Source organism: Bradyrhizobium sp. USDA 4454 (assembly GCF_054822705.1).
The window spans coordinates 5233125-5256605 of the sequence record NZ_JBTRCN010000001.1 but is presented as its reverse complement, the minus strand read 5'-3'; the positions used below and the strand labels follow the sequence as shown (position 1 = coordinate 5256605).

The 23481-nt window shown below is 65.6% G+C and carries 20 protein-coding genes; 15 read left to right on the top strand and 5 right to left on the bottom strand.

Annotated features, from left to right (window positions below):
• The first annotated feature begins 45 nt into the window (after positions 1-45).
• Positions 46-2394, top strand: a complete 2349-nt coding sequence (locus tag ACVIW0_RS24520; protein ID WP_461354679.1) for a glycosyltransferase family 2 protein — start codon at positions 46-48, stop codon at positions 2392-2394.
• Here the strand turns inward: ACVIW0_RS24520 and ACVIW0_RS24515 are convergent.
• Positions 2335-4890: a glycosyltransferase gene (locus ACVIW0_RS24515; RefSeq protein ID WP_461354678.1), complete on the bottom strand. Its 2556-nt coding sequence runs from the start codon at positions 4888-4890 to the stop codon at positions 2335-2337. The genes ACVIW0_RS24520 and ACVIW0_RS24515 overlap by 60 nt on opposite strands.
• A gap of 186 nt (positions 4891-5076) precedes the next feature.
• Positions 5077-5877: a hypothetical protein gene (locus tag ACVIW0_RS24510; RefSeq protein WP_461354677.1), complete on the bottom strand. Its 801-nt coding sequence runs from the start codon at positions 5875-5877 to the stop codon at positions 5077-5079.
• 195 nt (positions 5878-6072) lie between these two features.
• On the opposite strand from ACVIW0_RS24510, the gene ACVIW0_RS24505 reads away from it, so the two are divergent.
• The 5 genes from ACVIW0_RS24505 to galE all read left to right on the top strand — a co-directional run bounded on the left by ACVIW0_RS24505 (position 6073) and on the right by galE (position 10507).
• A complete protein-coding gene (locus ACVIW0_RS24505; protein ID WP_461354676.1) occupies positions 6073-7278 on the top strand; it encodes a glycosyltransferase family 4 protein in 1206 nt (401 codons plus the stop codon).
• 48 nt (positions 7279-7326) lie between these two features.
• On the top strand, positions 7327-7989 hold the full coding sequence (locus ACVIW0_RS24500) for a nucleotide-binding protein (protein WP_461354675.1): 663 nt from the start codon (positions 7327-7329) through the stop codon (positions 7987-7989).
• A gap of 332 nt (positions 7990-8321) precedes the next feature.
• Positions 8322-8951: a transglutaminase-like cysteine peptidase gene (locus ACVIW0_RS24495; protein ID WP_461354674.1), complete on the top strand. Its 630-nt coding sequence runs from the start codon at positions 8322-8324 to the stop codon at positions 8949-8951.
• A 163-nt stretch (positions 8952-9114) separates the two neighbouring features.
• Entirely contained in the window at positions 9115-9372 is a 258-nt protein-coding gene (locus ACVIW0_RS24490) for a hypothetical protein (protein ID WP_461354673.1), read from the top strand.
• Positions 9373-9511: 139 nt separating this feature from the next.
• Positions 9512-10507, top strand: a complete 996-nt coding sequence (galE, locus tag ACVIW0_RS24485; protein WP_461354672.1) for a UDP-glucose 4-epimerase GalE — start codon at positions 9512-9514, stop codon at positions 10505-10507.
• An 18-nt stretch (positions 10508-10525) separates the two neighbouring features.
• On the opposite strand, the gene ACVIW0_RS24480 is transcribed toward galE, so the two are convergent.
• Positions 10526-11512, bottom strand: a complete 987-nt coding sequence (locus tag ACVIW0_RS24480; protein WP_461354671.1) for a UbiA family prenyltransferase — start codon at positions 11510-11512, stop codon at positions 10526-10528.
• 37 nt (positions 11513-11549) lie between these two features.
• Positions 11550-13100 (bottom strand): hypothetical protein, encoded by a 1551-nt coding sequence (locus ACVIW0_RS24475; RefSeq protein ID WP_461354670.1) that lies wholly within the window; start codon positions 13098-13100, stop codon positions 11550-11552.
• Between the two features lie 119 nt (positions 13101-13219).
• On the opposite strand from ACVIW0_RS24475, the gene ACVIW0_RS24470 reads away from it, so the two are divergent.
• Entirely contained in the window at positions 13220-13594 is a 375-nt protein-coding gene (locus tag ACVIW0_RS24470) for a hypothetical protein (protein ID WP_461354669.1), read from the top strand.
• On the top strand, positions 13591-13824 hold the full coding sequence (locus tag ACVIW0_RS24465; RefSeq protein ID WP_461354668.1) for a hypothetical protein: 234 nt from the start codon (positions 13591-13593) through the stop codon (positions 13822-13824). The genes ACVIW0_RS24470 and ACVIW0_RS24465 overlap by 4 nt, the downstream gene beginning before the upstream one ends.
• Positions 13825-13829: 5 nt before the next feature.
• Here ACVIW0_RS24465 and ACVIW0_RS24460 read toward each other — a convergent pair whose 3' ends face one another.
• On the bottom strand, positions 13830-14189 hold the full coding sequence (locus ACVIW0_RS24460) for a VanZ family protein (RefSeq protein ID WP_461354667.1): 360 nt from the start codon (positions 14187-14189) through the stop codon (positions 13830-13832).
• 395 nt (positions 14190-14584) lie between these two features.
• Here ACVIW0_RS24460 and ACVIW0_RS24455 point away from each other — a divergent pair, with 395 nt between their 5' ends.
• The 7 genes from ACVIW0_RS24455 to ACVIW0_RS24425 all read left to right on the top strand — a co-directional run bounded on the left by ACVIW0_RS24455 (position 14585) and on the right by ACVIW0_RS24425 (position 23377).
• A complete protein-coding gene (locus ACVIW0_RS24455) occupies positions 14585-15247 on the top strand; it encodes a response regulator transcription factor (RefSeq protein WP_461354666.1) in 663 nt (220 codons plus the stop codon).
• A 360-nt stretch (positions 15248-15607) separates the two neighbouring features.
• The gene (locus ACVIW0_RS24450) at positions 15608-16984 is read left to right on the top strand and encodes an ATP-binding protein (protein WP_461354665.1); all 1377 of its coding nucleotides are present in this window, start codon (positions 15608-15610) and stop codon (positions 16982-16984) included.
• A 253-nt stretch (positions 16985-17237) separates the two neighbouring features.
• Positions 17238-18632: a hypothetical protein gene (locus ACVIW0_RS24445; RefSeq protein ID WP_461354664.1), complete on the top strand. Its 1395-nt coding sequence runs from the start codon at positions 17238-17240 to the stop codon at positions 18630-18632.
• Positions 18633-19201: 569 nt separating this feature from the next.
• Positions 19202-20332 carry a c-type cytochrome biogenesis protein CcmI gene (gene ccmI, locus ACVIW0_RS24440; RefSeq protein ID WP_461354663.1) on the top strand — a complete coding sequence of 377 codons (1131 nt, stop codon included), beginning with the start codon at positions 19202-19204 and terminating at the stop codon, positions 20330-20332.
• Positions 20333-20391: 59 nt separating this feature from the next.
• A complete protein-coding gene (ccmE, locus tag ACVIW0_RS24435; protein ID WP_461354662.1) occupies positions 20392-20889 on the top strand; it encodes a cytochrome c maturation protein CcmE in 498 nt (165 codons plus the stop codon).
• Complete coding sequence (locus ACVIW0_RS24430) at positions 20886-22871, top strand: heme lyase CcmF/NrfE family subunit (RefSeq protein WP_461354661.1); 1986 nt, start codon at positions 20886-20888, stop codon at positions 22869-22871. The genes ccmE and ACVIW0_RS24430 overlap by 4 nt, the downstream gene beginning before the upstream one ends.
• The gene (locus ACVIW0_RS24425) at positions 22871-23377 is read left to right on the top strand and encodes a cytochrome c-type biogenesis protein (RefSeq protein WP_461354660.1); all 507 of its coding nucleotides are present in this window, start codon (positions 22871-22873) and stop codon (positions 23375-23377) included. Before ACVIW0_RS24430 ends, ACVIW0_RS24425 begins: the two co-directional genes overlap by 1 nt.
• Positions 23378-23481 lie beyond the last annotated feature (104 nt).

The window sequence follows — 23481 nt, the reverse complement described above, 5'->3', positions numbered from 1 at the left end:
AACTTGAAATCGACCGACAATCGAGCCGCCGTTTGAGGGGTGGACATGAGCACGAAGACGATTGGCAAGCAGAGGCCCTCGGGAGCTGATTACGCGTCGTTGCAAACGCAGTTCACCAGATACGATCGCACGACGTTTTCCGGGTTTGTCTATGACCGCGCCGATCTCGGCCGGCGCTACACCGTCGAACTGCTGGTCGACGGCGAGCCATACATGTCATCATTGTGTGACGAGCTTGTAACGGAGCTCGCCGATGCCGGAATAGGCGACGGGCGCTTTGGCTTTACGTTCAATGTGCAGGATCAGGTCAGCTCGAACGCTGGGACGGTCGAGGCAAGATTGGCCAACATCGGCAGTCCCGTCGGTGTTCCGATTCGCTGCGATGTCGCGGCACCGCAAGCGGAGTGGCATCGGATCGCAGACATCGAATGGGTCGGAGGTTTGCGCTTCGAGGGCTGGCTGTCCCGCGACATCGACGAAGATATCGAAATCCTGATCGCGCAGCGGCCGGTGATGACGGTGAAGCCCACCGGCTGGACCAACGTTGCGCGGGGAAGCGAGTTCGGTGTCGGCCGTCGGATCGATTTTCATCTGCCCGAGAATTTTGCCGACGGTCGCATGCGCGGCCTGTCGGCGCGAACGGTTTCCGGACGCAGCCTGATCTCGGAGCCGGTCCCCTTTGTCGCCTTCGAACGCGGATTGGAGCAAACGCTCGCGGATCTCGGGCGCTGGGACAGCGAGCGGCTGCGCGGAGAACTGTTCGACCGCGTGCTGCCGGCCTCGATGCCGCTTCACGCCTATCGAAGCTGGAAGGAGCGCTTCGCGCCGGCAACGCAACCGGAACAATCCGACGTTTCATCGGAGGCCGCGGTCGTCCTGATCGGCGAGAACAGGGTGGATGAAAGCATCGAGAGCCTCGAAGCCCAGGGGCACTCGGCCTGGTCGGCGGTGTGCCTGCCGGCGCAGGCCTTCAGTCGGTTCGATCCGGAAGCGGCGCGCGACTTCGTCGACGGCGATGCCGCCAACAGCGAGTTCTTTGTGTTCTGCCTGAGCGGGACGATCCTCGCAGGGGATGCCTTGCGGCGCTTCGCCGCTCTGTTCGCGTCCGAACCCGGCTGCGATCTCGCCTATGGCGACGTCGAGATTCCTGCGGGCGCCGGTGCGATCTGGCCGCTGGCGTTTTCGGCGTTCGATCTCGAACGCGCGCTCGAGCAGGGCTATGGCGCGTACTGTTTTGCCGTGCGCCGCCAGCATGCCGTCGAGGCGCTGCGATCGGCGACGTCGCTCTACGACATCTTCCTGTCCTGCGCGGAGCCTGGTCGAGCCTATCATCTTCCTGGATCGATTGCGGCCCTGCCGCAGATCGCTGCGTCGGCTGCAACCGGCGAACTGGCCGCCGCAAGCAAGGCCTATCTGGCCAGAGCCGGCATCGAGGCGAGTGTCGCGCCGCGCAAGGCGGGGCTGCTTCCGGCCGTTCAGGTCAAGCGCGCCGTCGATTGGAACGAGCGCACCACCATCATCATCCCGACCAGAAATCGCGCCGAACTACTCAAGCGATGCATCGAGACGGTCACGCCGGCCGCCAACGAGACCAACGCCCGAATTCTTGTCGTCGATAACAGCTCGACGGAGCCTGAAACGCTCGACTATCTGGAGAGCCTGTCGGAAGAGGAAATCGACGTCATCTCCGTCGAGGGACCGTTCAATTTCGCTTCCATCTGCAACGCCGCAGTGGATTGCGTCGACGCCGAGAACATCTGTTTCCTCAACAACGATATCGAGGCGCTCGACGACGGCTGGCTGGCGGAGCTGCTGTGGCGGCTCGCCGCGCCCGATGTCGGGGCCGTCGGCGCAAAGCTGCTGTGGCCGAGCAGCGTCGTGCAGCATGGCGGGGTGGTGCTGGGGGCCAATTTCTCGGCCGCCCACGCCTTCAACGACCGGATGGACGGTGATCCCGGCTACGGCGATCTGCTCCAGGTGGCGCACGAATGCTCGGCGGTGACGGCCGCGTGCCTCCTGATGCGCAAGCGCGATTTCGTGGCCGTCGGCGGCATGGACGCGACCCGCTTTCCGATCAGCTTCAACGATATCGATCTGTGCCTGAAGCTGCGCCAGCTCGGCAAGCGGATCGTGTTCACGCCCGACGCGAAACTCGTTCATCTGGAATCTGCAAGCCGGGGTCGCGATTCCGCACCGGATCGCAAGGCGCGCTTCAAGCGCGAGCTGTCGATGCTGCGCGCGAAGTGGGGCGAGGTGCTGCTCGACGATCCCTATTACAGCCCGTTGCTGGGGCTCGACTCGACGCCGTTCTCCTCGCTGGCATGGCCGCCGCGATCATGGAAGCCGCGCGCCAACCTGCCGCCGGTGCCGGCCGCTCCGCCGGTCGGGATGTAGCCGGACATCCTTGCTCACCCAGCCGAGCACGGCGGCAATCCTTCGATCGGCATCAAGGCCCGGTGGCAGCCGCAGGTCGGTGTCCCGGCCACGTCCCGATGCCGTCGGCCTCCAGTCCGTCGCGGCGGCCGGCAGCCCGGTTGCCTTGAGCGCGTCCACCAGCGGATGCCCAAAGGCGGGTTCGCCGATGTCGAGAACCAGCTTCGTGATGCCGTGAGCTTCGATGAGCGTGGTGATGTCGTCGACGGCGATGTCGCCAGTGACCAGGACATTGCTCCGCTGCATCAGCTTGAGATCGTCGAGCGTCGTACCGAGCACAATGATCTCGACGTCTTCGCCGGCATTGGCGATTTGATCGCTCAACGCCCTGATGAAGCGAAACTCCGCCGCGCTGGCGTGCAGGGCGAGCAGACCGAGACGCGCCGGGCCGCTCTCGGCGTGACGCCGCGCCGGTGGTACAGGCGGGTCGTTCAGTCCAGTCACTTGCAAGCCGAGCACCGCTTCCGCAAACGCTACGCCGTCCTCGCCGATCGCGGTCACGCGTTGAGCCCCGCTGATCAAGCCGGTCCAGTCCGGATCAATGCCCGATCCAGTTGCCGCGCGCCGTGCAAGCGCCGTGTCGATGATCAGGATGTCGTAGGCGAAGCGTTCTGTGAGCTGCGCCAGACATGCGGCGGGGATGCGGTTCGGCTCCGCAATCTCGAGCGAGCGGACCTTGAGCTCGGTGAGCCGCGTCAGCAAGGCCTCGCGGCCCTCAGGCGTTGCAACATCGAGTGCGATCGACTGCGGTGCTCCGCCATCCGGGTCGAAGATGGTTGCCAGCTGGCGCGGTCCCTCCGTTCGGATCTGCACGACCAGCCCGCGCTGATCGTCCGCCGCGAGTTGGGCGCATCGCCTGATGGCGATCTCGCGGCCAATCGCGGAGCCGCAGAGGATGACATACGGGCCGGCGGTGTGCGGTTCGTTCGCGAGCAGCTTGAGCTCCAGCGCCGCGCGACAATCGCGGAGCGGATCGGCGAGCAGAAACGCGGCGCACTCCGTCGCGTAGCGCCGGTAGCGCTGCTCGAGAACGCGCAGATTGCGCAGCACCAGCGAACGCTTCTCGCCGAGAAACGAGCGCGAGCCCTCGTGCCCGACAAACACCGACGGGATACACACGTTGCGGAGACCGGCCTCTGCCGCGCGCAGGCAGAAGTCGACGTCTTCGAGATAGCCGCGATAGAAGTCGTCGGAAAGCTCGCGCACGGCGTCGAGGCATTCGCGGGTGATGTAGAGACAGAATCCGATGCCGTTGGGGATGTCGATCGCCCTCCCGGAATTTGCCGTGCCCGCGAGTTCGTCGAGCAATGCTATCTCGTCCGGCGAGGGCAGGGGATTTGACCGGTTCGGGATCGGGAAGCTGGTGAATTCGCCGTTGTTCGACAGCGGCGTCGCGGTACCCACGCGCGGTGTCGATTGCACCGCGCTGCGCAGCCGTTGCAGCGCGTATTTCGGCACGATGGTGTCCGAGTTCAGCAGCACGACGTCGCCGGCATCGGTTTCGCCGAGTGCCCGGTTGACCGCGCCGACAAAGCCGAGATTCTGCTCATTGATCAGCAGGTGGATGCGCGACGCGGCAGCCAGCTCGGCGAGCAGGCGCTTGATGTCGCGCTCGGGCGACGCATCGTCCACCACGACGATGGTCGAGCCCGGCGTGCAGGCGGCGGCCGTCAAGGCGCTCTCGATGCAGGCGCGTGTCGCGGCCAAATCCCGGTACACCGGGATGATGATGGTGAGCGGTGGCGTTTCGCCGTCTCGCGCGCGCTCAGCCCGTGGCGGCGCGTTGCGATGATCCGGGGCGCGATTGGCCGGGAGCTGAACGCTTGCAATGATCCGGCCGGCTTGCGCGATCTCGAGCCGCTGCGAGGTCGCCGATGGCGGGCGGATCAGGCGGAAGCTCGCGGCGTGCCGCCCATCGCGTGCGAATCTGTGGCGGGGATCGGAGGGAAGCTGGACGGCGCTGGATTGGTCCGCCTGCGCCAGGGAGAGCTGCGGGTCGTCAGCGCCTCGCCACGTCACCCATCCCTTCACCTCTTCATCCAGGAAGTCGACGCGGGCGCAGCTGTCCTGACCGCCCTGTTCGAGCTGCACGAGAGCGGCCCTGACCGAATCCGGATCGTCGTCGCGCCGTGCGATGGTCCGTGCGGCCTCGATCCGCTGCACGCCGTCACCCCACGTCATCATGCGCCGCGCGGCAACCAGATCGTCCGGTTCGAGTTCGATCGCCCTGGCAACGCTGGCGACAGCGTCATCCCTGAGACCAAGGCGAGACAGCGCTTCTGCGCGCAGCAGGTGGGCGCGGGCGCCCGGATGCGGCATGATCCGGCAGCGGCGGTCGGCGAGCGCGAATGCCAGCCGGAAATTGCGCGCCTCCAGCGCCGCGACCGCAGCCCGCTCGAGATCGACGTGATGGAGCGTTCTGGACGTAAAGGCGATCTTGCGCGCGTCGGCGGTCAAATGTCGCCCTTATCTGCCGGATGTCAGCCTGTCGTCTTCACGGCGCTCTGCCGGCTGCGGAATACGCGCACGCGGCCCTCGAGACGCGGTCCGTCCACGCGTGGCGCCGGGTTGATCTGTTCGACGCGCCTCGGCTGCTGCGGCGCAAGTGGCGCGGCCTGCACGCGGCGTTCTTCGAGATTGAGCTTAAGGCCGACCAGGGGTTCCCGTCCCGACGGGCCGGACACCACAATCCGGTTCCCGGTCACGCGCAGGGCCCGGCGCGCCAAGGAAGATCGTCTCGGCCGAGATGATGTAGCGATCCACGCTGGGCCCGGTGGCCTCCAGCGAGAAGCCGGTGATGGCCAGTGCCCGGCCCCGGGTTCCGGCGAAGGTTCCGAGCGGAACGAACTGGTTGTCTCCCTGCTGCGGCCGGGCGAACTTGACCGCATATTGCAGGTTGAGATCGCGCGGCTTGTTCGGCCATTCGAGCGAGATGCCCTCGATCCGGGCGGGAGCGGACGGTCCGGCGATCCAGGTATTCGGGCCGACGGTCACGTCACCGAGGCCGGCGACATGCGCGAGCAGCTTGAGGTCGCTCTGCCCATTGGCGCCAGCCTGAGGCGCGAATTCGGGCTCGAGCTCGGGCTCAAAAGCATCGAATGGCTGGTTGTCCGGCTGCGTGGCCTGCTGGGCCTGGGCCTGCTGGCCCTGGGCCAGCGGCTCGATCTTGATGTTGGCGGCGGTCGACCCGCCGACGCGCCCCGCGCTGACCTCGACGATCAGGCGGCTCGGCCGGGCGACCGACACGACCAGCGCGCTTTCGGGCGCAAACAGGGTTCCATTGGCGGCGTCAGGTCCGCTAATGATATTACAATTGTTAAGACTGGCGCGGTCCGCATATACGCGCACCACCGGAGGTGACATCTTATCATCCGCGCTATTGTACCGAACCAGGAAGAGGCCCCGTGCCAGATCAATGGTTTTCTGCTGAATCTGTTCGTTCATCGTCGCCTGCGAGCCTACGGAAGGGATTGATATGTCGCCCGCAGTGTGCCCCAAAAATCTGTGTGATAGAAGGGGGCTTAATGTTAATCCGGTAAGATAGTTTCACCCGTGCATATCGATGCCACACTTCCGGTCATGATGCAGAACCTGACGCCAATCGAAGATCGCACGGCCGGGGGGCGCGCCCGCCCGCCAATGAACGTCCTCTTCGTCCACAATAACTTTCCAGCCCAGTACCGCCACATTGCGCGCGCGCTTGCCGAGCAGCCCGGCAACAAGGTCGTCGCGGTCGGCTCGTCGACCGCGAGCGCGACGCCGGATATCCGGCTGATCAAATATTCGACGACCAAGTCGGACTCCGCGATCGTGCATCCCTTTGCCCGCCGCTTCGACGTCGAATCGCGGCGGGCCGAGGAGGTTCTGTATGCGCTGTCGTCGCTGTCGGGGCAGGGCTTCGTGCCCGACCTGATCTTCGCGCATCCCGGCTGGGGCGAGACGCTGCCGTTGCGCACGATGTTTCCGCGCGCGCGGATCATCCTGTATTGCGAATTCTTCTACGGCGCGGAGGGCAGGGACGTCGGTTTCGATCCCGAGTTTCCGATGACCGGCCTCGACGGCAATGTCGCGCTTCACCTGAAGAATGCGACCACGCTGCTGGCGCTTACGGAATGCGATTCCGGCGTGTCGCCGACACCGTGGCAACGATCGACCTTTCCCCGCGAGTTTCAGAGCAAGATCGAGGTCATCCACGAGGGCATCGACACCGACGAGGTGAAGCCCAATCCGGTCGCGCGGTTTCAGCTTCCGAACGGCGCGACACTCTCGGCCGAAGATGAAGTGATCACCTATGTCTCGCGCAATCTGGAGCCGGTGCGCGGCTTCCACATCTTCATGCGGTCGCTGCCGAAGATCCTGGCGGCGCGGCCGAATGCGCTGGTGGTGATCGTCGGCGGCAGCGGGACGTCCTATGGGGCAAATCCGCCGAAGGGCTCGAGCTGGAAGTCGATGTTCCTGGACGAGATCAGGTCGGACATCGACCTGCGCCGCGTGCATTTCCTCGGCTGGATTCCCCGGGACCAATATCTCGCGCTGCTGCAGATTTCCTCGGTCCACGTCTATCTGACCTACCCCTTCGTGCTGTCATGGTCGCTGCTGGAAGCCATGAGCGCAGGGTGTGCGGTGGTGGCGTCCGACACCGCCCCGCTGCGCGACATCATCTCGGACGGCAACGGCCTGTTGGCACCCTTTTTTGATATTGATGCGCTGTCGGATCAGGTAATCTCGGTGCTGACACGGCCCAAGGCCTTCAAAAAGATGCGAATGAAGGCGAGGAGCTTCGTGAGGGACAATTACGACGCGAAACGGGTCTGTCTGCCCAGGATGCTGACGCTCGTTGGATGAAGGTGTCCTCCCGTGCGATCGCGCGGGGGATCACGCCAGGAGTTTGCGATGCCGCTTGTCATTTCGGTTGCCCAGCGCAAGGGCGGGGTCGGCAAGACGACTCTTGCGGTCCTGCTGGCCGCAGAACTGGACCGGCGCACCGGCGTGGTGGGATTGGTCGACGCCGACTCCCAGGCATCCGCCTGTCACTGGGCCGAGCCCGGCAATCTCACGTTCCCGGTCTACCAGCTTGATCCGGAAACCCGCCCCGTCGCCGAATGGGCCAAGCTGATGCGCCAGATTCCGCATCAGATCATCGTGGTGGACTCCGCCCCCAACGATCGGGTGCTCGGCGCCGTGCTCGCGGTCGCCAATATCGTGCTGATGCCCTGCACGCCGTCCGGCCTCGACATCGAGGCCACCGCGCGGACGATCGACATCGTGCGCGAGGTCCGTGCCGCGCGGCGTACCGCGCTCCGTGCCATGATCGTTCCGAACCGCGTCGACCAGCGCACCCTTGAAGGCCAGCAATTGATCGAGGAGCTGGATACGCTGGACGAGGAGATCGGGCCGATGATCGGAAACCGCTCGGCCTATGTTCGTGCGGTTGCGCTCGGCCAATCGGTGGCCGATTTCGCCGGCGGGACGCCCGCCGATCTCGAGATCAAGATGCTCGCCGATCTCGTCATGAACTGGTGCGGGATCGCGCCCAGGCAACGCGTGACCAGTTAACAGATGGCGCCGGCGGGTTCACGTCGGGCTAACCATGCCTGCACGGGAACGACAAATTCTGCGCCGCAACCGGCCCTGCATCTGGTCGCGGTGTCCGCGGGAACCGCGGGGAAAAGCCCGAAAAGGACGACACATCTGCCGTCCATCGTGCATGGCAATGCTGCCGCGGGCGTCTTCATTTGCAACCGATAAGCCTGCCGGCGCAGCCAACGCCGCTTGGTTAACGGACTGCGCGCGCGCCCCCTCGCATTTGAAGCAAATGCCGCCGCGCGCTTGAGCCGAAGCGCAAGACATTTCCCATACATGCTTCCCGGCACGGTGGGGAGTGAAGAATGTACAGCGTCAAGAAAGTGATGGCCCTGGTTCTGGCCATCGTCGCGCTCGGGACCAGCGCACGGGATACGCAGGCCGGAATGATCGGTTTTCCGCTGCCGCTGCGCGGCGTGATCGAGCAGATCCGCTTCAGCGAGCCGACGCTGGCGCCGATGGCGTACACCATGTTCTGCATGCGCTATGCCGACGAATGCAAGCCGAAAGCCCGCGCCCGCATCGTGTTCCGCGGCGGCGCGACGCGCCTGACCAGGCAGCGCATCGCCGACCTGATCGAGGTCAATGCGCAGGTCAACCGCCAGATCGCTCCGCAGCGCAACGAACGCGGCCTCGCCGGCGAGGAATGGCTGATCAATCCGGCGCGCGGCGATTGTAACGACTATGCGGTCAGCAAGCGCCATGAGCTGTTGGCGCGCGGCTGGCCGATGCGCAATTTGCTGCTGAGCGAAGTGGTGACCTCCTGGGGCGAGCATCATCTGGTGCTGGTGGTCCGCGCCAAGGGCGGCGACATCGTGCTCGACAATCTCAATGCGCAGATCCGCAGCTGGTCGCAGGCGCGTTATCGCTGGGTCAGGATGCAGACCCCTGACAACCCCGATCACTGGGCCGCCGTCGCACAGGGCGGCGTCTGAATTCCTGAGTACACTCCATCGATCGAAAGTGGCGAGGCGAGACATTTCGCCGCGCCACGTTCGTTTGAGGTATGGATGACGATCACAAGATCGCTGCGCTCACATTCCGGAACGATTGCCGGCTTGACCGGTTGATCCCGATCACATCCATCGAGGCATCGTCATGAAGTTGGCCCGCCTATTTGCGATCGCAACGCTGGCGCTTGCCGCCGCAGGCCCCGTGCTCGCACAGGGCACCGGCCAGACCATGCAGGGCGGATCCCGCTACTCGATCGACGGACCCGGCGGCGGCGTTCCGACCTCGCGGCCGCAGGCGACCCGGCCGGTCCCGCCGGCAACACCGGTTTATCCTCACGGGAGAGCGTCGCGCCAGGCGCCGCCGGTCGGCCAACAGAGCAACGTCCCGCTGGGGTCGCGCTAACCCTCACGTCGGCGCGTAAGCGGGGCGGTCTTAACGCTATTCCCATCGCCGTTTTGCCGCGCCAGACGGAATGTCGTACCCATGCAGGCGCTGCGTCTGTTGAGACGCAGGATGGGTCCGCGCAGGGACGACATTTTCAATGACTAGCAAGGGTTCGATACTGATCACTGGCGGCGCGGGATATATCGGGTCCCACTGCGCCAAGGCCGTTGCCGAGGCCGGATTTGTTCCGGTCGTCTACGACAATCTGTCCACCGGTCATCGCAACTTCGTGCAATGGGGACCGCTGGTCGTCGGCGACGTCGCCGATCACGATAAGATCACCGCCACCATCCGCGCGCATGATGCGCGCGCCGTGATGCATTTCGCCGCGTTCAGCGCGGTCGGCGAATCCGTGGCGGATCCGCAAAAATACTTCACCAACAACGTCGCCGGCACGCTCGGCCTGCTGCGCGGCATGCGCCAGGCGGGCTGCGACCGCCTGGTGTTTTCCTCGACCGGCGCGGTCTACGGCAATGCCGGGCGCGATCCGATTCCGGAGAGCGCCGCGGGGCCGACCGTCAATCCCTACGGCCGCTCCAAATACATGATCGAGCAGATCCTGGCGGATTATCGCGCGGCCTATCGGTTCAACTCGGTCTGCCTGCGCTATTTCAACGCCTGCGGCGCCGATGCGTCCGGCAGCATCGGCGAGCTCCGCGATCCCGAGACGCATCTGATCCCGCGCGCGCTGATGGCGTTGCTCGGGCACGTGCCTGACTTCGCGATCTTCGGCGAGGATTACGACACGCCTGACGGCACCGCGGTGCGCGACTATATCCATGTCGACGATCTCGCCAGCGCCCATATCGCCGCGCTCGAGCTGCTGTTGAAGGGAGACGCCGGCGGCGTGTTCAACCTCGGCACCGGCACCGGCTATTCGGTTCGCGAGGTGCTTGAGGCGATCCGCGCCGAGACCGGCGAAGCGGTGCCGAGCGTGGTGCGTGAACGCCGCGCCGGCGATCCGCCGATCCTGGTTGCCGATCCCTCGAAGTCCGAAAGCGGCCTCGGCTTCAAGGCGAGCCGGTCGGATCTCGGCACCATCATCCGCTCGGCCTGGGCCTGGCACCAGAAGGCGCATCCGCGCCGGCGCTAACCAATCGCGCTAGCGACCTCATTCCAGCGTGATGTAGTGCTGCTCCGCCAGGCGGGCGAGGAACGGCATGTCGACAAAGCTCGTCACCAGGAAGACGGCGACCAGCGCCAGCACGGTCAGCATCAGGCCGCGCTCGCCATAGAGCTTCTCCGGCTTCTGCGCCGACGACCCCGGTGACGTCGACATCGAGAAGTAGGTGGTGAACAGCATCACCACCAGCGGCATCGCGAGGATGTACTCGATGCGGTACTTCACCAGGAACACCGACAGGAAGAACACCGAGAACAGCGAATAGCTGAGACAGGACGCGGTCAGCGACACCTCGGTATAGTCCGCAAAGCTCGCGCGGTAGCGCGCCAAAAGCTCCCGGCCGTGGGAGGCGGCGATCTCGCGATATTCCGACAACCGCTTGGCCGCCATCAGGAATGCGCCGCCGAACCAGTAGCACAGGATCACCGAGCCCGGCGGCAGCGAGGTCGGGTCGATCATCGCCCAGCCGATCAATAGCCGCAGCGGATTGTTGACGGATTCCGAGATGACGTCGAAATAGGCCTTGTCCTTGCTGCGCAGCGGCGGGACGTTATAGACGATGCCTTGAAGTGCAAAGATGCTGGTCGCGAGCAGCATCAGGCGGCTGCTCGCGGCCGCGCAGGCGAGGCCAATCGCCACCAGCAGCAGCCATTCCAAGCCGATGATCTTGCCGTCCATCACGCTCTGCACCGCGGAACGCTGCGACTTGGTCGGATGATGCCGGTCGAAGCCGCGGTCGAACCATTCGTTGATCACGTAATTGGCCGACGCGATGCAGACTGCTGCGACGAGGCCAAGGATGATCGAGGCGGCAGGATGCTCGCCTCTGGCGCCGCGCAACAGCCAGGCCAGGATGATGCCGGGAAGGATGAAGATGTGCTTGGTGCTGTGATCGAGCCTGAGGATCGCGAGATACTGCCGGATGCCCGCGGCAGGCGGCTTGCTGGCTTCGACCTTGCTGTCCATCAGCGCCATCGCGCGGTTCCTTGTCCTGTTATCCTCGATCGATCGCCTAATTGAGCAGGTAGACGTCGAAGCTCTCGTCGGTCTTCGCCTGGCCGAAGCGGTGGATCATCGTGGTCGCTGCGCGGAAGTCGCTGATGTCGGCGGCTGAGGCGCGGAACGTCCGCCAGTCCTTGCCTTCGTCATAGATCTGGTCGGGCACGATCGCATCGAGCCGGTAGGCCAGCAGGATGATGACGGGCGCGCCACGGGTGTCGCGGAGTTCGCGCGCCAGGCGCAGCGTCGCGCCGAGATCGCTGTCCATTTTGCCCTTGCGCGAGAAGATCACGACGCTACCGAACCTGTGGTCGCGTGCGAGATAGAGCGGGTTCCTGACGTAATAGGGCAGCGCCTCGACCAGATATTCCGGTTCGCTGAGGATGACGGCATTGGCGAGATCGGGGCGTGAGGCGATCAGGCGGCCGAGATCGGCGCTGCGGCTTGCGACAACGCCGGTCGCGGCATTGCGCAGGTCGTTGATGCCGGCGGCGGTCTGGATCGCGAGCACCAGCAGCAGCGAGACGCGCCCGATCGCCGGCAGCAGTCCGGCGGATGCCGCGGTGATCTTGCTCCAGCCGATCCAGTACAGCGCGATCAGGAAGCACAGAAACACCGCGGCGTGGCGGTAGGCGCCGTTGGCGGCGACGGCGAAAAACAGCGACGTCAGCAACAGGGCGGCGATCGCGGCGAGAAAGGCGGGCCGGCGTGGCAACAGACCGAGCGTCGCGCCGAACAGCAGCACCGATCCCACGACCGAAGGCAGCAGATTGGCAAACAGCGCGCCGAGCGACGTCGCGCCCGGATTCACCAGCGCCAGCATCGCAGCGGTCAGCGGCGAGGCGCGCGACCAGTCGCGCGCCGCCGCATCGTTATAGGTCGGCAGCATCGTCACCGCGCAGATCGCGACGCCGATCGTCGCGATGGTCGCATTGATCCCGAAGTTGGTCAGCTGCGGCGACCAGCCCCAGCCGTGAACTTCGAGCAGGTCGAGCAGCCAGAACAGCAGCAAGGCGCCGGCCATGATCGCGCCGACGACATTGGTGTTGGCGAGCAGCAACAGCAGCACGCCGAGCACGACGCCGCGGTCGCGGTGAACCGAATAGCAGGCCGCGATCGCGAACAGGAACAAGGCCGAGATGCCGTAATTCCTCGCCATCACGACATATTCGAACAGCAGCGCATGGCCGGTGATCAGCAGCAGGACCAGCGGCCGCGGAAACGGCGATCGGAAGATCAGCAGCGCGACCGTGACGAACCCTACCGCGAAGGCAACCCCAGGCAGCACTTCGACCCGGCCGACCGCGGCATGCGCGCCGCGCAGCAGCAGATACCAGAGGGCAGGGTGGCCTTCGCCATGCAGCCCTCGCAGCATCGCGATCACATCGTCGCCATCAAGGGCGATGGTGAGCGCGCGGACCTCGTCGCGCCACATCACGTGACGGGAAATCTGGAAGCCGGTCAGCGCGATCCAGCCCGCGAGGAGCAGGAGGTCCGGCCACGACCGGCGCTCGCGCTTCGGCGCGAACAGCCAGCCGTCCAGGATTTGCAACGGGCGGGTCAATGAATCCTGCTGTATCCGGGAACGCCGGACGGCGGCGTCATCTGCGGCTTCGTCATTTGTGTTAACAGTAAAAGCCACCTAGAATGTTGTAACATTATGGGCAATGCAGGCTAACATTTATGACGTCGACGCCGGCCCAGAGGACGCTCGGAGATATCGGCCCTGCGCATCCCGAAGTGGAGTTCGCGCTGGTGCTGGCGCGGACCATCGATTCCGTGAATTCCGACCCGCAGCAGCTGCGCACCGCGATCTACGAGCTTGCGCGGCAGAAGCCGCAGCAGCTCGCGCATCAGGATCCCAGGGAAAAGGCCCGCCTGATGTTCGAGGTCCGGCCGCGCGACGACGCAGCGCTGTCGCCGGGACGCTACGCGCTGATCCTGAAGGCGCAGGCCTACGACCTCACGGTCGAGGGCGCGGTGACCGACAAGCGGCACTGCCTGCAGCGGAAGGCGGCGGCGAATGGCGTGTTCTACTCGGAATGCGAGAAACCGTGAGCGGCGCGGCCGTCCGGTTCAGTGTGGTGCTGGCGCTGTTGCTGTCGTCGCGTGCCGCCATCGCAGCCCCCGACGCTGAGACGGCGAAGCGGTGCCTGCGCGCCGCCTACATGGTCTATCCGTACAAGCGGCCGGGAGCGACGCCGATGAATGGTGACCGGCTGAATTTCTTTCAGCAATGCATGGCGCAAGAGGGCACCAGGTCAGCGGAAGCGCCGAAGCGCGATTGAGCGGTTCAACCCGCGGATTGTTCCGCGCGCGATCGCAGCCGGCCGAGCTGGCTGCGCAGCACCAGCAGGATGAAGTGACCCGCACTGATGCCGGCGAGCCCGCCCGCGATCTTGACGATCGCATCGAGCAGCCGGCCGTGACGGTCCGGCGTCAGCAATTGCATCGCCTCAAGCGTGAACGAGCTGAACACGACAAACAGCACGATCAGGGTGGTCCGCCGCGGGTAGCCGATCACGAAGGCCGTGGCCATCACCGCATATGCGGCGAAGCGCTCGGTCTGCGGATGGAAAAACGACGGACGGTCCTGGATGGGGGACAACGTGACGAATGCGATGAAGGCCAGCGCAAGCCAGCCCGCAACCACGCCAAACGTCCTAATCTTCGAAACAAGCAATCAAGTATTCCCGGTCCCTGTGTCCAGTTGCATTAGCGCATTGCTCACGTCCGCGAAAATGAATTCCTGCCGAAGGTTAACCGGCCGCCGTCAGTGATATTGCTCACGGTATCGACGCGTCAGGTCGGCGACGATGGACAAGCGGGCGTATATCCGAGTTGTTGGTATCAAAATACCGCGAATTGAAACCAAGCCTCATTGCGTCCGCATCTTACGGCGGGAACCGGTCGCGCTTGCGCGGGTTCCCGGGATGTGCACCTGACGAAAAAATTAGCTTTGCCCTGCGGCTCCATTCATAAGCCGTTCACGGCGCGAAGCCTCATTTGATGCCCGGACTATCGCAATGCTCACTCTCGGAGGCCAAAGTGCGTCTGCTCGTCGTTGAGGATGACCCGGATTTGAACCGCCAGCTCACCACCGCGCTGACGGACGCCGGCTATGTGGTCGATCGTGCGTTCGACGGCGAGGAGGGGCATTTCCTTGGCGACAGCGAGCCCTACGATGCCGTCGTGCTGGATATCGGCTTGCCGAAAATGGACGGTATCTCGGTGCTGGAGGCCTGGCGGCGCAACAAGCGGGTGATGCCGGTCCTGATCCTGACCGCGCGCGACCGCTGGAGCGACAAGGTGCAGGGCTTCGATGCCGGCGCCGACGATTATGTCGCCAAGCCGTTCCACCTCGAGGAGGTGCTGGCGCGGATCCGCGCGCTGTTGCGCCGCGCCACCGGGCATGCGCAGGTCGAGCTGGTGTGCGGGCCGGTGGTGCTCAACACCCGCACCAAGCGGGTCAGCGTCAACGGCAACCCGATCAAGCTGACCTCGCACGAGTACAACCTGCTTGATTATCTGATGCACCACACCGGGCGGGTGGTCTCGCGCACCGAGCTGGTCGAGCATCTCTACGACCAGGACTTCGACCGCGACTCCAACACCATCGAGGTGTTCGTCGGCCGCATCCGCAAGAAGCTGGAAGTCGATATTATCCAGACGGTTCGCGGCCTCGGCTACATGCTGTCGCCGCCGACCTAAAGTTACAGTTGCGTTTTGTTTCGGTGTCATCGTCCGCCGCCGGGTCGCGCGAACGCGCGCCCGATGACAGGCTCAGGCGGACGATCCATTATTCCGAGACGCCGATGTTTGATGGAGGGGCCGCGGCGTACTGGATTCCCCGCATTCGCGGGGAATGACAATTGTAGTGCCCGAATGTCTTCGCGTGAAGAAGTGCGATTAAACAAGAGGATGAGGGCATATCCTATTGCGTTGGATCACGCTCTTAAGGCGCTTGATCGCCAGGCGGGCCTTGTCATGATCCGCGCCGGGAGGACTGGATTCGCTGATGTCTGAATCCCTGATGTCTGTCGCCGACACGCCGTTCGAGTTCGTGCCCTGATGGGCGGCAGCTCGCTTGCGACACGCCTGTTCGTCTCGGCGACCGCCTGGGTGGTGGTGATCCTGGCGATCACCGGCGTCATCCTGTCGTCGGTCTATCGCGACGCGACCGAGCGCGCCTTCGACCGCCGGCTCAATCTCTATCTGCGCACCCTGATCGCCGAGGTGGCGACGCCGGACGAGCCGGCGGATCGCCAATTCCAGTCGCTCGGCGAGCCGCTGTTCGACCTGCCGCTGTCGGGCTGGTACTGGCAGATCGCCCGCACCGACACCGAAAAGGGCGAGACCCGGGCCTCGCGCTCGCTGTGGGACAAAAAGCTGCCGAAGCTCGAGGAGCACGGCGCCGAGCTGACTGCCGCCGGCGTGCGGCTCGGCTATGTCGACGGGCCCGAAGGCCAGAGCCTGCGCATGGTGGAGCGCCCGGTCGATCTCGGCGCCGACGGCAAGTTCCTGGTCAGTGTCGCCGGCGACGCCACCGAGATCTTCGATGAGACCCGCAGCTTCGACTATTACCTGTTCGGCACCTTCGCCGCGCTCGGTATCGTGCTGCTGCTGACCACGATCTTCCAGGTGCGCTACGGCCTGGCACCGCTGAAGCGGATCTCGGATTCGATTGCCGATATTCGCTCCGGCCGCGCCGAGCGGCTGGAGGGCCGCTTCCCGGTCGAGATCGCGCCGCTGGCGCGCGAGACCAACGCGCTGATCGATGCCAACCGGGAGATCGTCGAGCGCTCGCGCACCCATGTCGGCAATCTCGCCCATGCGATCAAGACGCCGCTGTCGGTGATCGTCAACGAGGCGGCCACCCATTCCGCCGATCCCTTCGCCGGCAAGGTGCTGGAGCAGGCCGGTCTGATGCGCGACCAGGTCGCCCACCACCTCGAGCGGGCGCGGATCGCCGCCCGCGCCACCATCGTCTCGACCATCACCGACGTCGCGCCCGCGATCGAGGCGCTGCGCCGGACGATGGAGAAGATTCATCGCGACCGCGATCTCACCATCGAGGCCAAGGCCGATCCGGCGGCGCGGTTTCGCGGCGAGCGGCAGGATCTTGAGGAGATGGTCGGCAATCTCGTCGACAATGCCTGCAAATGGGCCGCCTCGCAGGTGTTGATCGAGGTCGCCCTGGTTCCGCCGGAGGCGTCGGGCGCGGGACCGAGGCTGCGCATCGTGGTCGACGACGACGGCCGCGGCCTGTCGGAGGCCGAGCGCGCCCAGGTGGCGCGGCGCGGCCAGCGGCTCGACGAATCGAAGCCCGGCTCGGGGCTCGGCCTGTCGATCGTGACCGATCTCGCCGGCCTCTATGGCGGCCATCTCATCCTGAACGACGCCCCGATCGGCGGCCTGCGGGCCGAGCTGGTGTTGCCGGCGGTGTAGGCGAGCAATTCCATGAAACCAGCTCATAGGAGCGCTTTTTGGGTATCGTCATTCCGGAGCGATGCGAAGCATCGAACCCGGAATCTCGAGATTCCGGGTTCGCTTCGCGCCCCGGAATGACGATGTTCGACGCCGCCGCATCGTGCCTGGCGCCGCCATTCTTCCTAAACGCGTTCTTAACGCGGCCGCCTCTATCATCGCGGGCGGACGGGCTGCGGCGTTTGCCGGGCATCAAGCTTTCACGACCGGGCGCATGAGCCAGAAATCGACCGAGCGGCTGAGGGATTATCTCGCGCAGCTTCCGCCGCAATCGCAGGCGCTGCTGATGCGCGAGCTGGAGCGCGCGGTCGAACGCGGCGACGACGTCGCCGTCGCCAATCTGGTGCTGGAGCAGCTGCGCAAGATCGTGCGCGGCGCCGAGGAGGACGAGCGGATCGAGCCGCGCAGCGACGATCCGGCGCGGCTGCTGTTCCGGCCGCTGGAGCCGTTCCTTGCCGAGACCAATTTCCCGACCCGGCCCGGACAGCTCCGGCGCGCCTCGCTGCTGCCGATCTGGCAATGGCTGGCCCGCGAGGGCGCGCCCGAGGCTATCAGCGAATTCGAGGCGGCGCTGGCGGCGGCGACCGAGAACGGCCCGATCGAGATCGCCGCGCGCAAGTTCCAGCTGGCCGCCGCAGAGGCCATCATCAAGATCGCAGGGCCCAGCCAGGACGACCGCCAGCGCGCGCTGGCGCGCGTCGGCCCGCCGAGCGTGGTCGAGGACCTGCTGCCGATCGGCCTGGTGCTGCAGGCGCGCGAGGCGCTGGAGACCCTGGGTAGCCGGCTGCCGCGCCAGATCCGCGTGTTCGCCGACTCCCAGATCGCCTCCGCCACCGACGCGCTGAAGCTGCCGTCGCTGCAGACGCCGCAGCTCCTGCCGTTCGCGCTGTCGCTGATCGCGCAGCGGCTCGCCGCGCCGTGGCAGATCGTCCGGCTCGCGATCAAGATGGCGGCCTCCGACGACGAGCTGCGGGTCGCGGCAACGCCCTACGGCGTCGCCGTCACCATCGCGCTGCATGATTTGTCGTTCGTCGCGGCCTGCCTGCGCACCGACATCAAGCGCGGGCATTTCGAGTATGTCGGCGAGCAGCTCAAGACCCTGCATGACGGCGTCCGCGGCCTGCGCACCGAGCTCGACCTGCGCAACGATTCCACCTGGGGCCGCCAGCTGACGTCGGTGCGCGCCGACACCTCCAACGCGCTGCAATCGGAGATCGACAGCGTGCCGGGCCGGGTCCGCCGCATCCTGCGCCAGCGCGCCGACAAGGACATCACGGCCGGCGCCAAGATCGACATGTCCGAGGTCGAGGACGTCGCCGCCCTGATCGATTTCGTCGCGGTGTGCCGCACCTATGCCAGCGAGCTCGCCATCAACGAGGTGACGCTGCGCACCTTCTCGGACCTGCAGCATTATGTCGAGCAATCGACCGAGGGGCTGGTGCAGTCATTGCGCGGTGGCGACGCCCGGGTCCGCGCCTTCCGCCAGCAGCAGGTCAAGGCCGCGATCCGCTTCTGCGAAGTGCTGTTCGGCCACGACTACGCCTCGCTGATGAACCGGGCGGCGGAGAATGCCGTGACGGGTGAGCGGAAGTCGTCTCGCGCAGGGTAGCGCAGTCCAGTGCTGTCATCGCAATTATAGCAGCGTCATTCCGGGGCTCGCGAAGCGAGAACCCGGAATCCACTCACCCGCGCAGCTTGTGGCCCGATGGATTCCGGGCTCGTGCTTCGCACGCCCCTGAATGACGACAAGGCATTACGGTGCATTTAATTGCAATGTGCACCAGCACAAAGCACTGCCGGACTATCTTATGGGTCGCGGCAATTCCCGCGCATGTTCGACGGCAAAACCGACGAGCCCGTCCAATGCGGGCGATAGGCATTCACACAATTTCGGAATAATGGAAGTGTGCCTCTGAGTTGCCCGACGTGTCAAGTCGTCCTTTGAGCGCCGGCGGCCGCCGTCCGGCTCCTTTGCATGGGGTTGTTTTCGCAGTTTTTGGTAAAGCCCGCCTTGGCCCGGAAATGCCGTTGCTGGACCGCTGGAATGGCACTGGAAAATCACCCCGTTCCGACCTTCCGCCGATCCAGCAATTGTCAATTGCCGGGCTCGCCGCCGGTGGTGTAAAGCGATTCTAAGGCGGCTTGCCGGAAGCCGCCGTTCCATCCGGGAACCGCTTGATGACGCTGTGGTTTGTGTTCGCGCTGATGACGGTCGCGGCGATCTTTGCCGTGCTGTGGCCGCTCAGCCGCCGCGGGCGCGCGGATAGCGGCGGCAGCGAGGTCGTGGTCTACCGCGACCAGCTCGCCGAGATCGACCGCGACATGGCTTCAGGGATCATCGGCGCCGCCGAGGCCGATGCCGCGCGGATCGAGATCAGCCGCCGGCTGCTGGCCGCGGCCGACCAGAGCGGACGTGACACCCCGGTGCAGGGCAATCTGACGCTGCGGCGTGCCGCCACGGTCGTCGCGCTGGTCGGGCTGCCGGTGATTGCCTCGAGCTTCTATCTCGCGCTCGGCTCGCCGCGGCTCGGCGACTTCCCGCTTGCCGAACGCAGCAAGGTCGCCGATGCCAACCAGCCGCTCGCCAATCTGGTCGCGCAGGTCGAGGCGCATCTGGAGAAGAACCCGACCGACGGCCGCGGCTGGACCGTGCTGGCGCCGGTGCTGTCGCGGCTCGGTCGCTACGATGATGCGGTGCGCGCCTATCGCAACGCCATCAGCTATGCCGGCGACAGCGCCGATCGCCGCGCCGATCTCGGCGAAGCCTTGATCGGGACCGCCGGCGGCGTCGTCACCGCGGAGGCGAAGACGGAGTTCGAGCGCGCGGTGGCGCTGAATGGCGACGACGCCAAGGCGAACTATTTCCTCGGTCTCGCCGCCGAGCAGGACGGCCGCAAGGCTGATGCCGCCGCGCTCTGGCAGAAGATGCTGGCGAAGGCGCCGTCAGATGCGCCGTGGCGGCCGCTGGTGCAGGCGGCGTTGGTGCGGGTCGGCGGCACCGTGCCAGACGTTCCCCCGGGCGTCAGCGCGCCGAGCCTGCCGGACGGTGCAATGGCTGCGGCCAAGGACATGAGCGAGGCCGATCGCAGCACCATGATCAAGGGCATGGTCGATCGGCTGGCGACGCGGCTGAAGACCAATGGCGACGATGTCGAGGGCTGGCTGCGGCTGGTGCGCGCCTATCTCGTGATGGGGGAGCGCGACAAGGCGATCAGCGCGCTCGCTGATGCCCGTCAGGCGGTCGCCAACGATGCGAACCGGTTGCGTCAGCTCAATGAAGGGCTGAAGAATCTCGGGTTGGATGGATAAATCATGACACCGAAACGAGCGCGGCGGTTTTCGGATGATGTCATGAGCAAGGATGCACCATGACCAGGAAGCAACGGCGTTTGACATTGATCGGCTGCGCGCTTGCTGTGCTGGCGATCGCCGCGGGCCTGGTGCTGAACGCGCTGCGCGATTCCATCGTGTTCTTCTCGACGCCGTCGATGGTCGCCGAAAAGCATCTCGGTCCGGGCAAGCGTTTCCGCCTCGGCGGACTGGTGGAGCAGGGCTCGCTCAAGCGCGGCGACAATCTCGCCGTGACCTTCACCGTCGCCGACGGGGCTGCGACGCTGCCGGTCGCCTACAAGGGCATCCTGCCGGATTTGTTCCGCGAAGGGCAGGGCGTCATTGCCGAAGGCGCGCTCGATGCGGATGGCGTGTTCCGCGCCGACACCGTGCTCGCCAAGCATGACGAGACCTACATGCCGAAGGACGTCGCCGATGCCCTGAAGAAGCAGGGCCATTGGAAGGACGATTACGGCAAGAAGCCGAACAATATGCCGAGCGCCTCCGCGGCGCCGACCCAGGGAGCCGTTCGGTGATCGCCGAAAGCGGACATTATGCCCTCGTGCTCGCGCTCGCTCTGGCGCTGATCCAGTCGATCGTGCCGATCGTCGGCGCGCGCTGGCGCGATGCGGCGCTGATGAACGTCGCGCGCTCGACCGCGCTGGCGCAATTGCTGTTCGTCGCGGCCTCGTTCGCGGCGCTGGTGACGCTGCATGTCACCTCGGATTTCTCGGTCGCCAATGTCTACGAGAATTCGCATTCGCTGAAGCCGCTGCTCTACAAGATCACCGGCGTGTGGGGAAACCATGAAGGCTCGATGCTGCTGTGGGTGTCGATCCTGGCGCTGTTCGGCGGCCTCGTCGCGGCGTTCGGCAACAATCTGCCGCTGTCGCTGCGGGCGCATGTGCTGGCGGTGCAGGCTTGGGTCGCCAGCGCGTTCTATCTGTTCATCCTGATCACCTCGAATCCGTTCCTGCGCATCGCCAATCCGCCGCTCGAGGGCCGCGACCTCAATCCGGTGCTGCAGGACATCGGCCTCGCGGTGCATCCGCCGATGCTCTATCTCGGCTATGTCGGCTTCTCGATCTCGTTCTCGTTCGCGGTGGCGGCGCTGCTGGAAGGGCGGATCGACGCCGCCTGGGCGCGCTGGGTGCGGCCGTGGACGCTGATGGCGTGGATCTTCCTGACCCTCGGCATCGCGATGGGCTCCTACTGGGCCTATTACGAGCTCGGCTGGGGCGGCTGGTGGTTCTGGGATCCGGTCGAGAACGCCTCGCTGATGCCGTGGCTTGCCGGCACCGCGCTGTTGCATTCGGCGCTGGTGATGGAGAAGCGCAACGCGCTGAAGGTCTGGACGGTGCTGCTGTCGATCCTGACCTTCTCGCTGTCGCTGCTCGGCACCTTCCTGGTGCGCTCCGGCGTGCTGACGTCGGTGCACGCCTTCGCCACCGATCCGACCCGCGGCGTGTTCATTCTGCTGATCCTGTTCGTGTTCATCGGCGGCAGCCTGTCGCTCTATGCCTGGCGCGCGCCGGCGCTGAAGCAGGGCGGGCTGTTCGCGCCGATCTCGCGCGAAGGCGCGCTGGTGCTCAACAATCTGCTGCTCACCACCGCCTGCGCCACGGTGTTCATCGGCACGCTGTATCCGCTGGCGCTCGAGGTCCTGACCGGCGAGAAGATCTCGGTCGGTGCGCCGTTCTTCAATTTCACCTTTGCACCGCTGTTCGTGCCGCTGCTGCTTGCGGTGCCGTTCGGGCCGCTGCTGGCCTGGAAGCGTGGCGATTTGCTGGGCGCGGCGCAGCGGCTGATGGTGGCCGGTATCGGTGCGCTGGTTGCGATCGCGCTGGTGTTGGCGTGGACCTATGGCGGCGCGACGCTGGCGCCGCTTGCGATCGGGCTTGCGGCGTTCGTCATCGTCGGCGCGCTGTGCGATCTCGCCGAGCGCATCGCGCTGTTTCGGATTCCGCTGTCGCTCTCGCTGCGCCGTGCGCGCGGCCTGCCGCGCGCCACCTGGGGCACGGCGTTTGCGCATGCCGGTCTCGGTGTCGCCCTGATCGGGATCGTCTGCGAGACCGCCTGGAACAGCGAATATATCGGCTCCATGAAGCCGGACGACACAGCCCGCGTCGCCGGCTACGAGCTGCGGCTCGACGGCCTGACCCCGCGGCAGGGCCCGAATTTCCGCGAGATGGTCGCGCAATTCACCGTGACCCGTGACGGCGAAAAGATCAGCGTGATGACGCCGTCGAAGCGCAACTTCACCACCCGCGGCGCCTCGACCACCGAGGCCGCACTGCTGACCCGCGGCGCCAGCCAGCTCTACATCTCGCTCGGTGATGCCGCGGCCGACGGCACGATCGCGGTGCGCATCTATCACAAGCCGCTGGTCCTGATGATCTGGTGGGGGCCGGTGCTGATGGCCTTCGGCGGCCTGCTGTCGCTGTCCGACCGCCGCTTGCGGGTCGGTGCGCCGAAGCCGGCCAAGGCCGCCGCGCGCGCCTTGCAGGCGGCCGAATGATGCGGCCGCGCAGCCTCGCAGCCGCGGTGATTGCGGCGATCCTGATGCTCGGCGCGATGCCGGCCCGCGCCGTGCTGCCCGACGAGATCATGACCGATCCGGCCAAGGAGGCGCGGGCGCGCGAGCTCTCCAAGGAACTGCGCTGCATGGTCTGCCAGAACCAGTCGATCGACGATTCGGAGGCGCCCTTGGCGCGCGACCTCCGCCTCTTGGTGCGTGAACGCATCTCGGCCGGCGACAGCGACGCCCAGGTGATCGATTTCCTGGTGGCCAGATATGGCGAATTCGTGCTGCTCAAGCCGCGCCTCAACGAGCATACGCTGGTGCTGTGGCTGACCCCGCCGCTGGCGCTGCTGCTGGGCGGTTTTGCGCTCTGGCGGCTCGGCCGGCGCAGGGCAAATCCGCAGCCCGGCGGGGCGGATTCCGGCCCCGGATTGACCTCCGAGGAGGAAGTCCGGCTGGAACGGCTGCTGGCGGCCGAATCCGCGCCGGACAAGCCGGTTTAGTTCCCGTTTAAGCCCTTATTTTGCCTGCGCTATTCTGCCGCAGCATCGGCCGCCTCAATTACCAAAGTTTAATTCCGCAGCCAGCGCGCTGTAAGGCTGATGAC

Coding starts and splice junctions, on each gene's coding strand:
- ACVIW0_RS24480 (WP_461354671.1), bottom strand. CDS start 11,512: ATGGCGCTGATGGACAGCAAGGTCGAAGCCAGCAAGCCGCCTGCCGCG.
- galE (WP_461354672.1), top strand. CDS start 9,512: ATGACTAGCAAGGGTTCGATACTGATCACTGGCGGCGCGGGATATATC.
- ACVIW0_RS24505 (WP_461354676.1), top strand. CDS start 6,073: ATGAACGTCCTCTTCGTCCACAATAACTTTCCAGCCCAGTACCGCCAC.
- ACVIW0_RS24495 (WP_461354674.1), top strand. CDS start 8,322: ATGTACAGCGTCAAGAAAGTGATGGCCCTGGTTCTGGCCATCGTCGCG.
- ACVIW0_RS24490 (WP_461354673.1), top strand. CDS start 9,115: ATGAAGTTGGCCCGCCTATTTGCGATCGCAACGCTGGCGCTTGCCGCC.
- ACVIW0_RS24510 (WP_461354677.1), bottom strand. CDS start 5,877: ATGAACGAACAGATTCAGCAGAAAACCATTGATCTGGCACGGGGCCTC.
- ccmE (WP_461354662.1), top strand. CDS start 20,392: ATGACCAGGAAGCAACGGCGTTTGACATTGATCGGCTGCGCGCTTGCT.
- ACVIW0_RS24500 (WP_461354675.1), top strand. CDS start 7,327: ATGCCGCTTGTCATTTCGGTTGCCCAGCGCAAGGGCGGGGTCGGCAAG.
- ACVIW0_RS24445 (WP_461354664.1), top strand. CDS start 17,238: ATGAGCCAGAAATCGACCGAGCGGCTGAGGGATTATCTCGCGCAGCTT.
- ACVIW0_RS24450 (WP_461354665.1), top strand. CDS start 15,608: ATGGGCGGCAGCTCGCTTGCGACACGCCTGTTCGTCTCGGCGACCGCC.
- ACVIW0_RS24425 (WP_461354660.1), top strand. CDS start 22,871: ATGCGGCCGCGCAGCCTCGCAGCCGCGGTGATTGCGGCGATCCTGATG.
- ACVIW0_RS24470 (WP_461354669.1), top strand. CDS start 13,220: ATGACGTCGACGCCGGCCCAGAGGACGCTCGGAGATATCGGCCCTGCG.
- ccmI (WP_461354663.1), top strand. CDS start 19,202: ATGACGCTGTGGTTTGTGTTCGCGCTGATGACGGTCGCGGCGATCTTT.
- ACVIW0_RS24520 (WP_461354679.1), top strand. CDS start 46: ATGAGCACGAAGACGATTGGCAAGCAGAGGCCCTCGGGAGCTGATTAC.